The organism is Fodinibius sp. GM21 (assembly GCF_058386955.1).
Genome location: NZ_JBYEIQ010000003.1, coordinates 223,170 through 237,608 on the forward strand (window position 1 = coordinate 223,170; position 14,439 = coordinate 237,608).

Here is a 14,439-nt window from a genome sequence, read left to right on the forward strand (position 1 = left end):
TTGTGAAGAATCAAATAATATAGAATAAGGGCTTGTTGACGATCCTACTAAAGTTCGTGTTAATGCCCAGTTAGATAGTTGGATTTTAAGTAGTATATGTAGAAATATTTAAAACCTATTATTACACAAGACTCTTTCAATAGAATCCCACAATGTGTTTGATAATAAGTATATATAGGACAATTTAGCATCATAATGGTAAGTTTGTAGTAGAAAAAAATCAGTCAATAGTAAAATAAATAGTTGATATTATGATCAAGCAGAATATAGAAGAAGAAATAAACAATCAGATTCAGGAAGAATTTCAGTCAGCATATGCTTATTTGGCAATGTCGGCATGGTTTGAAGAAAAAAACCTTAGTGGCTTTGCAAACTGGCTTAAAGCCCAGTGGCAAGAGGAAATTGAACATGCCATGAAATTTTACAATCACCTGATTCAAAGAGACGGGCGACCAATATTACAAGATATTGAAAAGCCAAAAATTGAATTTGACTCACCGAAGAAAGCGTTCGAATTAGCTCTTGAACAAGAGCAGCATATTACGAAACGTATCCACAAGCTGTATAAGCTGGCCAGGGAGGAAGACGATTATCCGCTCGAAAGTTTATTACTTTGGTTTATTGATGAGCAAGTAGAGGAAGAAGAGATGGTGCAAGATGTTATTGATAAACTAAAATTAGTCGGAGAAGACGGTTCTGGACTATACTTACTGGATCGCGAGATGGGCGAAAGACAAGGCCAGAATGGAAAAGAAGCAGAACAAAATGAGGACCAATAATAGCATAATTATTATTAGTTGGTTGTAAATGAAGTCTCCCCTGATTTAAGGGGGGATAAATTGAATTTAATATTTTTATTGGTGCTAATATATCTAATCGTTAGAGTTGAACCGCTGAATCAGATAAAATCGCGACTCTTTCTGCATCAGTGCTACTCTGGACTTTGATTGAAAAACCTAAAATCTTCTTCGTCACTACACCCAGTACACGAATCCCAAAACCGGAGAAGGCAAAAAGCTCTCCTCACAGAAAAAGCATCGAATACTAGATCTATTTCTACACGAACTACAGATTATAATTGATTAATTTGATGGAGAAATTTTAATTCTCGCTGAAGGTATTATTAAGAGTCTTGTAAATAACTTTCTTAGTCAGTCAGAAACTCAATAACCCAGAATTATTTTTATAGATTCCGCTCCATCATTATAAAACTCCTTACAGGAACCAATTACTGATAGCAGGTTTAAATAGTTACCAAATAATTTGAATAATTACCCACTGGGATAAACTTTATTGCTGTATCCACAATAAGCCGTACCAAAGCACCAACCAAACTATCGTCCTAAATGACATCGCTTTTAAACTCTCAGTGGCCACAGCTCCTCCCATTAGGTAAAGAATAAAAATAAGGACTAACACAGCGAAATTAATCAGGAATACCATTTTAGAAGCTGTAATGCCATAGTTAAGATCCCGCCATATCATAAATCCCGATCCGGTATAGATAAATCCCATCACGGTGTTAAAAACAAGCAATGGAAGGAATATAACATATCCTGTATCAGAATACCCCAACAACGTCTGTGCTCCGATTACAATGGTGAGCAAACCAAAACCGATAGCAAGTACTGCAATAACCCGCTGAGTAACTACTGATATTTTTTTATTCATTTCTGAAATAATTTCCGATTGGGATGTAGTAAATATCCATTTATTAAGTATTTATTTCTTTTATTCCATTATATAAGACTATGAAGTTACACTTCTAAAATCGTCAATTTTTATCAGCAGCTTTTTTAAATGTGGTAGTATCTATGAAGGAATAATACACTTGCCTTTTATTTTTCTCTTGTGTCCAAGCTACTATTAAAGTGCCATGTGTTAATCCAACAACTACCGGATAAGTTGCATCTACAATTAAAGGTGTCAAATAAGTTTTTTTAGATCTATGCTTGCCATCCCTTTTAAGCTGAAGTCCAATTTTATTATTAAACCTGCCACTTTTTCTATCCACTTCATCCCAAACAACTGCTATAGTACCATCGCTTAACACAGCTGATTGAGGATGGCGTGCATTTTTGCTAAAGAGTTTCCTTTCTCTAAAATCTTTCCCGTAATTATCTGTAGAAGTATAGTATACACCTTTACCACCTCCCATCGTATACCAATAGAAGTGTAAACCATTGCTATTTGAAGTCATAGTAGGCCCAGTATGGGGACATCCCGCTATCTCCCAATTATCGAAACTTATTCGCTGAGGAGCAGAGAAATGACTCCCTCCATCACGGGATACGGTATATGCCATGTCGCGAATATTTTTATTAAAAATATTCCGGTAAACAACATTTATGTATCCACGGCTATCGACATGAATGTCCGTTCGACAGCATTGACAAGTAGAACGTCCTATTATTTTTTCATTTTGGAAACCATTCTTACCCTCTGTTGAAGCATAAAATAATGTCGACCCCTCCGTTTGATTTTCAGAACGGTTGTCTAGCCAAACGATAGCTGCGTTTCCATCTTTCAATACAGCCAAATCAAAATAACGCTGATCGTTACTGGCCTTATCGGTCGAAATCGGGATAGGATTAGACCATGTTTCTCCCCCATCATATGATTGAGCATAATATATCAGTCCCCCATATTTATTTTCTGGACTTTGATTATCTACAGGCCAGACGGCAATAATTTCCCCATACGGCCTAAACACAACCTTGGGCATCATTTCATTATGAATATCTAGTCCTTCACTTGGAGGAATTGGGGTCGGACTCTTAAAAAAACTTCCATCCTCATTTAAAATTGCATAATACATTATGTTTTGCTTCTGTTCTTCTATCCACGAAATCACTGGCCGCCCCATATTATCCTTAGTCAAATAAGGGGCAGTGGCTGTTACATTTTTGGTTGAAATCAGCTTTGCTTCCGATTCTTTTTGTTGAACAAGCACGTTATTAGCTTTTCCGTCTTGGGCATATAAACTATTCATATAAAAAAGAGTTAAGCCAGCAACCAAACATGCTATTTTAAAATACTCGGTATGTGAATTTTTTTTCAATAGATATCTCATAACTAATCAGTACCTCCTCCAAAATTATAATTTATGCCTATGGTAAAGGTGCGAGGTTGACCAACGCGATAACTTTTACCCCATGCTGACTTATTAACTATTGTGGCATAATTTTTATCAGTTATATTGAGAGTGTGAACCCAAAATTCGATGCCGCTAACCTCATATCCCAAGCGTAAATTAAATACATCAAATCCAGGATATTTTTCAGTATTTGCTGGGTCCATATAATACTCACTCATGTGTTGCCATTCTAAACCAACATGTGCCCCATCTAAAAACTCTGGGCGATAAATGACTTCCGAGTTTGCTATGAATGATGGTGCTGTACTCATAAGGTTACCACTATAATCATTCCCCTCTTCAACAAAATCTATGAATTCATGCTCAGCATTAGCTCCGCTAACCCTAAATGAAACTTCATCAATCGGGGCATATCGTATAGTATATTCTACACCTCGATGTCGTGTCTCACCTGCATTTTCCTTTTCTGTTGAACCATCCGGTTGCTTAACACTGATAATCTCATTCATACCATTTAATTGGTAAATTGAGAGATCCATGTACCCTTTATTTTTAGCAAAGGAGAGCCAACCACCAAGCTCATAGTTTGAGTATGTTGACGGCTCCAATGTGGGCACCTTTACCCCCCTGTACAATTCTGAAACCTCCGGCGGTGAAAAGCCAACTGAGTAATTACCATATACTCCAATTTTATTACCGAGATCATAAGTTAGGCCCACTTTGGGAGTCACCTGATCAAAATTATTCTTTTCATCAGGTGCACCGGAAAAAGCTGTAGGATTTAAATGGTTATCATAATCATAATCAATACGATCGTAACGTAATGATGCTATAATTTTAAGTTTTTCAATGGGTGTAATCTTAAGGTGGGTATATGCAGCAGTATTCATTAGATCAATAGAATACTTACTCAACAAAGAATCTGTCTTCACATAATTCGTATATATCCCCTCGGAATTTTTATCTATCTTGATATAGTTAGCTTTATAATCATTCGGGCTATAGTCAATATTCACACCTGTAATCCATTCAGTATTTAGAAATTCTAATTGTTCACGATGCTGAGCTATAACACCAAGACTTTGAAAACTATTGAGATTTTCCTCTCCATGTGCCAGAGTAGGGTCTCCTGTATCTGACCACGGTTTATAATCGTCTTTAATCCGGTAATGTGGATTTTGCCCCATTGCATTATCTCTATAAATGCCGGTAATACTTGTTTTAGAAGAAGGATTCCAAAATTGATCTACCGTTGATCGTAAACGAAGGGCATCAACCTTTCGATAAGTAAAAGTTTGCAAACTTGTAAAATCCTGGCTAAAGAAATTAGTGCTATCTACTCCTCCAGTCATATCAGTTTTATAGTCGATATAACTTAGTGAATTTGTCCATACGGTTTTATCCGTAACATGCCAATCTGCCCTAAGCGTTAATGCGAGCTTGTCAAAGTCACTATGATCTCGTGGTCCTTCTGTACGATTGGCATAATAGCCACTTGCAACAACTCCCACTTTCCCCCAGCTATCAGACACTTTCAAATCAGCCCTTTTATAGTTTAAGTTATTACCCTGCAACTGTGCTTGAAATTCCGGATCACGGGTCGGCCGGTGCGTAATAAAGTTAATTGCTCCACCAATAGCTTCACTCCCATAAAGTGAAGAAGCGGGACCTTTAATAACCTCCATTCTACTAGTACTTGCCATATTCATCTCAATAAGAGCATTGTGATTAAATATTCCCGTGGGTCGAATAGGGATCCCATCTTCCAGATATAAAAACATGCTACCATATGACAAAGGTTGTCTCATACCCATGCTATGCTGTTCGTTCCCTAGGTCTACCATATATACCCCACTTACCTTGTTTAAAACCTCTCTGGGTGTTGTGGGTTTAGTTTCATTGATAGTTTTTTCTGAAATAGTTGAAATCGCAATTGGTGCATCAGATCGTTTCTGTCGATCACGACTTGCGGTTACCACTATTTTATCTAACTCAGTCTCCGAAGGTTGTAATGAGATTACCATATCCTTCTGTAGTTTTTTTGTTTTTGAGAGAAACCCTACAAAGGATACTGTTATACTGTCTCTTTTTGTCGAAGGTTGGAGTTTATATTCACCATTATAATTTGTGATGGTTCCCTCTGTTGTTCCTGTTACTACTACATGCGCACCTGGTAAAGGAGCAAGGGTTTTTTCATTGATAACTTGTCCTTTAAAGATCGTTTGGGCCCATACAGAATTGGTTAAAAAAAGAATGAGAATTATTCCAATAGTAATGCTAAAAGATTTATATGAATGCATGATTCTAGACTGTTTTAAATATCTGCACCAAAGCCAGTTAGCGATATGCTATAGCAAGGCCTTTATTCTGAATAGAGTGCAGAATATAGATTGTTAAGTAATTACGAGATATGGAGAATCATGCCATAAGACGGGGTGGCCGAAAAATATCCTTTGCAAAAAGAAGGGTTATCTTCTGATCCAATAATAGAAAGATATATTGATCAGTATGATTTGTAATACTTATTTCAGAAAATGGTATCGCTTTTATCTTGAATGGAGAAGAAATAACTACGGATTGATTGCTATTATGGTCACAACCACACAATATGACTGAAATTCCATCGGTTTTATCAGATCTTGTATGGTTACAGCTGCATTTTTTACCTTCTTTAGAACACATTGACCCACAGTCTCCATCCATGTTGCAAACCATTACCTCCTCATGATGTTGATTTATTTGCTGTAATAATACTGGGGAAATAGTCTGCAACATCCATGCTCCAAGGAAAAGAAAAAAGACAACCGATTGTATGGATTTAAACTTTTGAAGCACAGTTAAAGGATAAAGGAGTAATTTGTCCTAAAATATTATTTCAGTATCTATTTTCAAAACAATAACTCTTCTCTTTTTGCGTGGGCACATTTATTTTAATAAATTGTGAATAATCGCTCACATACTGACATGTATTAACCTCATAATTTATGAAGAACCGAATTTGGCTATTATTAATGCTAATTGTATTCTTTGCAGCTGGTTCTATTCAGAAGAAACTCTTACAGCAGTCAAAGGATACACAACCTATTAAAACAATAATGCAACGCCTCATGATGGATATGCAAACTATCGAGGTTGGCATCTGGAACGAAAACTATGATACAATCTGGTCAGGAGCGAACAATATTGTAAACCATCCTAAAATTCCTCTCGGCCAGAGAAAGGAAATTGCAGGTATTCTTGGTAAGAAGATGAAAGCTTTTGTAGCTTTAGACAAGCAAGTACATAACCATGCAGATTCTTTAGCTCAAGATGCTAAAGCAAAAAATATGAATGAAATCCTAAAGCATTATAGTATCATTCAGCAGGGCTGTGTAAGTTGTCATGCTAATTTTAGAACTAAAATTATTGAAAACAGATAAGTGGCTAAAAGCAAAAAACAATCAATATTAGATACGGCATTAGAATTATTTGTTAGAGACGGTGTAGACGGCACTTCAATTAGGGCTATAGCAGAAGGTGCTGAAACAGCAGAAGGGAATATTTACCGTCATTTTAAAAGTAAGAATGATCTGGCACGAAAATTATTTCTTGAATGTGCTAATCATTTCAGAACTGCTTTTAAAGAAGCCGCTGGTCAAGAGAAAAACCCTGAAGAACAAATAAAAGCCATAATTCGTGAGATATTCGAGTTTGCCTTTGACCAAAAAAAGGAATTCGCATATGTCCTTATTGTTCATCACCGAGAAGAAATCATTACCAAGGAAATTCTTTCTAAACCTCTCCCAAAGGATATCTTTATAAAAATACTTGAAACTGGTATTGATGAAGGTAAATTTCGCTCCGTAGATCCAAATATAGCTATAGCGTGGATTATAGGTATGGTTCAACGAAGTTTCATATTCATGCAAAGTGGTATGATCTCATTATCTAAGGAAGATCTAGTAGATCAAACTATTGATGCTGCATTACGGACCATTAAAGCTTAATGGGAGAGTCAAATTCCTTTCTCAGCAACTATTGAATTGCAGCAAAAACAGTAGGTACGTTAAATCATTTATTCTGCTATATTTGAATGTAGCATTTGAGGTCTTCGTGGCCGAAAATATCCACCCAAAATGCCTTCCTCAACTTGTTATATCATTACCCGCTTTGAATTACCGAATTATTTAAGTGTACACCAATTTAGTCGGGTTGTTCCTTTTTTGAATAAAGTCTTACAAAAGTATATGAATGTGCTTTTCTGATGGGATTTAAATTTTTGTGTTGTATAACACTGCTAAATAAAATGTTGATACTAGGGGTTAAGGATTGGGGCTAAAAACTTAATTTTTCGGTCATAATTCCAAATCGAAGTATATCTAATCGGTGATCGAAATAAATATTGTAATAATCAGATCCGTGGTAATAGCGAGCGAAAAATCCAATATCCTCAAAAAAACTTGGATGATAGTAGAACGTTAAACTAAGATTTAACCTCTGAGGTGAAAAAGTATTAAGGTTGTCATAGTCGCCAAACTTCCATGTGGTTTCACCTTTAAGCGACATGGCTGGTCGTTTTGACTTATTTTGCATTATCTCAGGTGAAAGCCTGAATATAGAAAAGGAATTGTTCCATCGAAGCCGGCTGTACATTCCGTGAAGCGGGGTATCAACCAATTTCTTGGGATGAAATTCCATCGAAGTTTTATAAAACTGATAGGCATTTAAGGGGCCACTAACATTGGTTTTTATAAATCCCAGTTCCAAATAGTTGGTTGAAAAACTTCCTGATTTGAGATTAATGGCTCCATCCTTCAGATAAAAATCTCCTTCTTGTCCGTTAGAGTGGTGACCAATGCGACCATACAGACTGAGAGTCTGTATGGTCGCTCGCTTCTTTAAAAAATAATACAACGTAAGCTGTGGCATATAGCTGGGAGTACGTACTGGAAAGGATTCTTCCTGATACATTCGAATAATAATTTTGGGGGTAACAATACCCATCAAACGAGCATTTTTACTTTGTCGCAGATAAAAATTCGGAATCACATTAGCTTCGAACCATAGCGGCTTGATATTCCCAATATCGGCTGGGGCGGTAATATAACTGTTCCCCTGATTTACCTGGGATATAATCTTCAAATCCACTTTAGACAAAGCCATCTGGCTTTGTCCCAAGACTGATAAGGGCATAAAGCCTAAAATTAGCAAAACTGGCATGGATTTAAGCATGGAAATGGGGTAAATAATATTATGCATTATTATTTGGAAGTTAATGACAAACAGACACTTTTAGACGCACGTTTATTTCATCTTTGTCACAATCAATTTTTCATTAGAAATACAGCTTACAGAGTATTTTTACTCATAGGTTTACTACTTTTAAACTGTTATTTAGCTTCGATTGTTGGTTTGACTCAACGAAGTTTTACATTTATCCAACGTAAATGATCTTTTTATCTAAGGTAGTTGTAGTAGATCAAACTATTGATGCTTTATTACCAACTATCAAAACTTGAAATTTGGACACTATAAATTTTTGCTTCTGATTATCTCAATCAGGGTCAGATTGATTTATTACTGAGGAAATGCTCTTTTTTTCAATGTTGAATTGAACAGAGTTTTCTAGAAAAATTTTCTCGACATCTTTTTGTACTTCATCTTTATGTAAAAAAGTACTCAAACTTGCAGCAAGTAATTGATAGAACATACATTCGTTATTTCTCTTACTATCCCCACTTCTATCAATAATTATTCCTTGATACATCTTAAACAACATTGACGAATACCTTTCCAACGTTTTTTCTCTAAGTGCGATGTCCTTTGCAGGATCAATAACTACAGCACTTATTAATAATTTGTCTTCTATTAGATGAGTAAAATACTTCGAAATAGCCTGACCTAAATTTTCATTTCTACTAATCCTTGTTGAATCGAGGTAAAACTCAATAGGTTCAAGGGCGTTATTTATAGCAACCCTTAATGCTTGATTTAAAAGATGCTCTTGAGAATTAAAATAGTAATTAATGCTTGCTGAATTTACTTGAGCTAATTCAGTTATCTTTCTATTTGTTACCGAATGATACCCGTTATGGGAAATAAATTTAATGGTAGAATCTAAGATTCTCTGTTTAGTTTCCATATCTATATTATCTATTTAATGGAAAGTAGACTTTAATACTTGTTCCATCATGTTCACTTGAATGAATCTCTACCTCACCATCTAACTGCAGGGTAAGTACCCTTATCAATTTAAAACCAAGAGTAGATGAGCTTTTTAAGGGTTTTTTGTCTTCAGGAATACCATTACCATTATCTTTAACTTGTAAGCAAAGGTGATTTTCAAAATGCTTTGTTATTGTAATTTCTATCTCTCCATTTTCCCTTTTACTAAAACCATGCTTAATAGAATTTGTTATAGTCTCGTTAAGAATTAAGCCTATTGGCACAACTTTATCCGGTTCTAGAAATATTTCTTCAATTTCATAGTAGAATTGAACTAGTTTCTCTTCAGTTCCTAATGCATCTTTAATTTGCTCCGATAATTTTTCTACATATTCTTGCAAATTTATCGTTGATAAATCTCTCCCTTCATATAATAACTCATGGATCAACGCCATAGACTGTATTCGATTTTTACTTCCGACAATGGCTTGATGTGCAAGGCTATCTTTGGGAAACCGCTCTTGCTGTAGATATAGTAGTCCTGCAGTTTGAGCTAAATTGTTTTTCACTCTATGGTGAATTTCTTTTAGGAGAAATTTCTTTTCATCTAAGTTTTTTTGAAGGGATTCATTCCAGGATTTTATTTTCTTATAAAATAAATATGACGTAGTAACCCCAGCAATAAATAATACCGAGCCTGTAAGAATAATTATCAGAAAGAAAGATTTTTTAATCCATAATAAGGAATCATCAAATGCATTATTTATTATGTAATTTAGTCTTAATAGCTCTCTATTCTTTTCTATAACAACAGAAATGGATTGATCTAAACTGTTTTTAGTTATGGCTTCAAAAACAGTGTGTAACTCTTGAATTACCTGATCTGATTTTCTTTTTGCTGCTAATGCCTTAGTAAAAGAGGGGGTATTTTGTATATACCCAAATAGGTATTGTGTACTACTGGTAAAATCAAGGGTACTATTATTTTGTAAAGATAGGTTGTTGGAATATGAACTGCCTTTTTCACCAGATACTAATTCTTCGATTCCCAAGGAAATTGTTGCTAACTGATTGAATCCTCTTGTAGTTAAGTTTCTATTTCGGAAATCCTGAGCTAAATCATAGGTGATCATCCTTCTTATAAGATCCTCTTGATTGTTAATCCACCTATCTTTTACCGTAAGTAATTCAAATGTAGAAGTCGCAATTATTCCTCCCCCCATTGCTAGAATAATCAAACATATTCCTATTAGGGCAAAAAGGATATTTGCACTCCAAAAGTATTTATCGAGGAAACTTATTCCCTTAGCTTCTGAATCAAATTCTGGATTGGCCATTTTGATAACTTTAAATTATTGAACATGCAGCTATATGTAATTGATGTTATGTTTTACTTAATCACTAAATAAGTGCAAACTATTTTTTAAGAATCATAACATTTATCACCATCTTCCAATCTTGAAATAAGCTTCTCAACTTCATCTGCAATTTTATTCTTATTTATCCTATTAAAATCTGCAGAAACCAATTGCATAGTATTAAAGACACCGTCGGTAATTATGACTGATAGCTTATCACTCTCTACTATTCCAAAATCCTCCAATACCTCCCCTTCTTTATCGATAACTACTGGAAACGCCTCATCTTTAAGCTTGCCTTTCTGGATATTATAAAATGGAAACGAGGTTTTTATCGGTTCTACTATTAAAACCGAATGGACACATTTTCTATATTTTTCTTTCAGGGCCTTTGTCCAATGTCTGACGTCTCCCATAAGCGTTTTTCCTTTTGACATGGAAGAAGGCTTAGAAAGAAGGAAAAGAATGGTAACATTGTTTGTTACATCTCCAAGTTGAAGCCGCTCTCCCCCAACCGTCTCCATTTTTATCTGGGGGATTTTCTTTATAGTTCTTTCTGTATTGGTATTTGTCTGACTAACAGCAGGGATAGTCATTAAAAATGTGAATAGGATCAGAGGAAAAAATATAAATTTCGTAACCATGATATGGTTTATTTAAAAATGATCCCGGCTGTCAACCGGGACCATTTGGGGTTTATGTTAGGTGTATGGGACGTTAGGGAGGAGCTTATTTTGTATTTACAAGTTTGCGATTATTAATCCAGCTCATTAAGTCATCAACAACTGTATAAAAAACCGGTACTACAACCATTGTTAAAATGCTTGAGGCTGTTAAGCCTCCAATGATGACAATAGCCATTGGGGAAAATCGCTCTGCTCCTAATGCCAGCTCCATCGCCAATGGAAGCATTCCAATTACCGTCGAGAATGTGGTCATCATAATAGGTCGAAACCGAACGGCAACTGATTTTTTCACAATTTCTTCGCGGCTTTCTCCTTCCATTTGGTGTAGAATAAAATCGATGAGTATAACTGAATTATTAACAGCAATACCTATCAGCAGGATAAAACCAATTAGAACAGACATTGAAATCACTTTACCTGTAATTATTAAGGCTATTGCGGCCCCAACGGCAACAAGAGGAACCGCGAGCATGACGGTAAATGGATGTATAAAGGAGCGAAACTGAGCAACCATTAACAGATAAACCGCAATCAAAGCAGCAAAGAGCGCTGACAGCATTTTTGATCGAGATTCCTGAAGATCAGAGTTTTCTCCAGTTACTTTCATTTCATATCCATCTGGAACATCCATCTCACCAATAGATTTTTCAATGTCAGCAATAACGTGACTAAATGCACGATTATAGGTAAAACCTAGAACATCGGCGGTACGAATAAGATTTTCACGTGTTATTAAGTTAGGAGCCAATTGCACATCGGTTTTTGCTACGGAAGATAACGGCAAACCCGGTTTCAGTTTAGTTTGCAGTACATCATCTAAGACTTTTCGCTGTGTAGAATCATACCTTACTACAATATTCGGATCAGTACCATCCGGGGCATCTAACTGTGTAACAGGCAAACCATCAACGGCAGCAAAAGTCTCCTGTGCTATATATCCTGGCGTGAGGTCATAGAATGCAGTATTCATACGATCAACGGTGAACTGTACTTCGGGCCGTTCCAGTGTCCACTGTCGATAAATGTTGACAGCTCCTTCCACCTTTCGAACCCGTTGGCTCACTTCTTTAGCCAGCTTATTAAGTTGCTCTAAATCCGGCCCAGAAATTCTTACATCTATAGGTGCTGAGGTCGTACTTTTAGCCGTACCACCCAATTCTTTCAACACAGCTGTACGAATACCAGGAATGTTGTTTATTTTATCTCGCAACTGATCTTCAATTTCCCAGATCGACCTGGCCCGTTCTTTACGAGAAACCAAATCTACCGTAATAAATGCCTGTTGTACACCCATAGCTCCCGCATCACCGAAAAATTTGGCGTCAGGTTCGAAACCGATCTGCGAGGTATAGTTTATGACATCCTTGTCCTTATTGAGCAATGCTTCTATATCACGTACTATTGATTTTGTCTGTTCAAAAGAACTTCCAGCTTCCGCTTCAATAGATATAAAGAATGAACCCGAATCAAGCTTTGGTAATACCTCCATTCCCCGCATACCCAGTAGAGCCATGCTCCCAATAAATATTACCAGGGTGCTAGTTAATAAAATTGTACGGTGACTAAGCGACCAATCCAGCAATACAAGATAACCGTCACGCAAATTATCCATGCCTCGATTAAATGGCGCAATATACCTTTTTATCCATGCCCCAAACTCTGAATCATTTCTCTCAAGAAGAAAAAATAATAGCGGGATAAGCGTTACAGCCATCAAGATAGAAGCGCCAAAGGCAAAAATCATGGTAAGCGAAAGGGGGCCAAAAACTTTACCCACAAAACCTGTCAGAAACTGAAAGGGAATTAAAACTATGATTGTTGTAGCAACTCCAACCAGTACAGCGAAGAAGACTTCCCCTGTCCCATCAATGGCAGCTTCTTTTGCAGAAATATTCTCATCATCATAATGTCGGCTAATATTTTCTATAACAACTACAGCACCGTCTACAACCATACCAACAGCCAAAATAATAGCTGATAATGTAACTAAATCCAGCTCCATACCGTTGAGTTTCATAAGAGCAAAAGTCAAAAGAAAACTCATAGGCATCGCTATACTTACAATGAAAGCACGGCGAAAGCTCTCTAGGAAACCAAAGATAATCAGAGATGCCAAAAAGAGTGCAAGAGCAATTGAAGTGGCCATATTCCCTGTGACCTGTTCAGTAAAAGACCCTTCTTCAGTGGCAACTTCAAATTTCAGATCCGGATATTCCGTTCGTAGTTCCGGTAGTTCAGCAGTAACACGATCTACCACTTCCACCGTATTCGCATCATCCTGTTGCAATACCTGCACGGCTACTACTTCCGTACCATTAGCCAGGAAGGCACTTTGTGGATCAGCCACCCCGTCTTCAACCTCGGCAATATCTCCGATAAGCAACCGCTGATTATTCTCATTCTTAATGGGGATATTTTTGACTTCATCAGCTGTAGTGAGGGATTCATCAAAACGTAGCAATACTTCACGACGGCTGTTATCAATGCTGCCCAACGGCCTTGAAATATTGGCTGTCTGTATGGCTTGGCTAATCGCACTTAACGTTAGATTAGTTGCTTCCATACGATCACGATCAATTGATATATTAATTTGCCGGCGATATCCACCAAAAATATCTACAGAGGCAACCCCCCTTAAGCGCTGTAAAGCGGGAGCTATCTCATCATCTGCAACTTGGCGTACTTTCTTTAAGTTACCATCATGTGAACTTACCCCAAGTGTGATAACTGGCTTATCACTTGAACTAATTTTTAAAACTCGCGGATCACTAATCGATTCAGGAAGACTGCCACGAATTCGACTAACCGCATTCTGTACATCTACAGCAGCTAAATCCACGCTCACATCATATTGGAATTCAGCAGTTACGACTGAAAGTCCGTCCTGAGACTTTGAGGAAACCTTTGCAATACCGTCTAATGCTGCAACTTCCTCCTCCATATCCTCTGATACTTTTTCAGCCACATCCAAAGCCGTCGCACCAGGGTATTGAGTGATAATGGTTACTACCGGAGGAGATGTTTCCGGAAATAAGGATATTGGAAGCGATAAATAAGACTGTGCCCCAAATACCAGAATGGCAAGAGCCAGTGCATAGATGGTATATCTATTTTTTATTGAAAATCCTGCCCAGTTCATAAAATGTGTTTTCTA

11 protein-coding genes are annotated in these 14,439 nt (G+C 36.7%); 3 read left to right on the forward strand and 8 right to left on the reverse strand.

What is annotated here, in order from left to right; all coding sequences use genetic code 11:
• Window positions 1–251: 251 nt before the first annotated feature.
• Window positions 252–779 carry a ferritin gene (locus ACT3IB_RS08160; RefSeq protein ID WP_491538511.1) on the forward strand — a complete coding sequence of 176 codons (528 nt, stop codon included), beginning with the start codon at window positions 252–254 and terminating at the stop codon, window positions 777–779.
• Between the two features lie 511 nt (window positions 780–1,290).
• Here ACT3IB_RS08160 and ACT3IB_RS08165 read toward each other — a convergent pair.
• From ACT3IB_RS08165 to ACT3IB_RS08175, 3 genes are all read right to left on the reverse strand, one after another.
• A complete protein-coding gene (locus ACT3IB_RS08165) occupies window positions 1,291–1,671 on the reverse strand; it encodes a hypothetical protein (RefSeq protein WP_491538512.1) in 381 nt (126 codons plus the stop codon).
• Window positions 1,672–1,774: 103 nt separating this feature from the next.
• Window positions 1,775–3,073: an exo-alpha-sialidase gene (locus tag ACT3IB_RS08170; RefSeq protein WP_491538513.1), complete on the reverse strand. Its 1,299-nt coding sequence runs from the start codon at window positions 3,071–3,073 to the stop codon at window positions 1,775–1,777.
• Window positions 3,074–3,075: 2 nt separating this feature from the next.
• Entirely contained in the window at window positions 3,076–5,397 is a 2,322-nt protein-coding gene (locus ACT3IB_RS08175) for a TonB-dependent receptor domain-containing protein (protein WP_491538514.1), read from the reverse strand.
• 684 nt (window positions 5,398–6,081) lie between these two features.
• Between ACT3IB_RS08175 and ACT3IB_RS08180 the strand changes: the two genes are divergently transcribed.
• Window positions 6,082–6,516 (forward strand): hypothetical protein, encoded by a 435-nt coding sequence (locus ACT3IB_RS08180; protein ID WP_491538515.1) that lies wholly within the window; start codon window positions 6,082–6,084, stop codon window positions 6,514–6,516.
• Complete coding sequence (locus ACT3IB_RS08185; protein ID WP_142715788.1) at window positions 6,517–7,083, forward strand: TetR/AcrR family transcriptional regulator; 567 nt, start codon at window positions 6,517–6,519, stop codon at window positions 7,081–7,083.
• A gap of 328 nt (window positions 7,084–7,411) precedes the next feature.
• Here ACT3IB_RS08185 and ACT3IB_RS08190 read toward each other — a convergent pair whose 3' ends face one another.
• From ACT3IB_RS08190 to ACT3IB_RS08210, 5 genes are all read right to left on the reverse strand, one after another.
• Complete coding sequence (locus ACT3IB_RS08190; RefSeq protein WP_491538516.1) at window positions 7,412–8,269, reverse strand: hypothetical protein; 858 nt, start codon at window positions 8,267–8,269, stop codon at window positions 7,412–7,414.
• 361 nt (window positions 8,270–8,630) lie between these two features.
• On the reverse strand, window positions 8,631–9,218 hold the full coding sequence (locus tag ACT3IB_RS08195; RefSeq protein WP_491538517.1) for a TetR/AcrR family transcriptional regulator: 588 nt from the start codon (window positions 9,216–9,218) through the stop codon (window positions 8,631–8,633).
• A gap of 7 nt (window positions 9,219–9,225) precedes the next feature.
• Window positions 9,226–10,578, reverse strand: coding sequence for a sensor histidine kinase (locus ACT3IB_RS08200; RefSeq protein ID WP_491538518.1), 1,353 nt, complete (start codon window positions 10,576–10,578; stop codon window positions 9,226–9,228).
• An 86-nt stretch (window positions 10,579–10,664) separates the two neighbouring features.
• Entirely contained in the window at window positions 10,665–11,243 is a 579-nt protein-coding gene (locus tag ACT3IB_RS08205) for a hypothetical protein (protein WP_491538519.1), read from the reverse strand.
• An 85-nt stretch (window positions 11,244–11,328) separates the two neighbouring features.
• Window positions 11,329–14,424, reverse strand: coding sequence for an efflux RND transporter permease subunit (locus ACT3IB_RS08210; RefSeq protein ID WP_491538520.1), 3,096 nt, complete (start codon window positions 14,422–14,424; stop codon window positions 11,329–11,331).
• Between the last annotated feature and the right edge of the window lie 15 nt (window positions 14,425–14,439).

Coding starts and splice junctions, on each gene's coding strand:
- ACT3IB_RS08170 (WP_491538513.1), bottom strand. CDS start 3,073: ATGAGATATCTATTGAAAAAAAATTCACATACCGAGTATTTTAAAATA.
- ACT3IB_RS08190 (WP_491538516.1), bottom strand. CDS start 8,269: ATGCCCTTATCAGTCTTGGGACAAAGCCAGATGGCTTTGTCTAAAGTG.
- ACT3IB_RS08205 (WP_491538519.1), bottom strand. CDS start 11,243: ATGGTTACGAAATTTATATTTTTTCCTCTGATCCTATTCACATTTTTA.
- ACT3IB_RS08195 (WP_491538517.1), bottom strand. CDS start 9,218: ATGGAAACTAAACAGAGAATCTTAGATTCTACCATTAAATTTATTTCC.
- ACT3IB_RS08160 (WP_491538511.1), top strand. CDS start 252: ATGATCAAGCAGAATATAGAAGAAGAAATAAACAATCAGATTCAGGAA.
- ACT3IB_RS08180 (WP_491538515.1), top strand. CDS start 6,082: ATGAAGAACCGAATTTGGCTATTATTAATGCTAATTGTATTCTTTGCA.
- ACT3IB_RS08200 (WP_491538518.1), bottom strand. CDS start 10,578: ATGGCCAATCCAGAATTTGATTCAGAAGCTAAGGGAATAAGTTTCCTC.
- ACT3IB_RS08210 (WP_491538520.1), bottom strand. CDS start 14,424: ATGAACTGGGCAGGATTTTCAATAAAAAATAGATATACCATCTATGCA.
- ACT3IB_RS08165 (WP_491538512.1), bottom strand. CDS start 1,671: ATGAATAAAAAAATATCAGTAGTTACTCAGCGGGTTATTGCAGTACTT.
- ACT3IB_RS08175 (WP_491538514.1), bottom strand. CDS start 5,397: ATGCATTCATATAAATCTTTTAGCATTACTATTGGAATAATTCTCATT.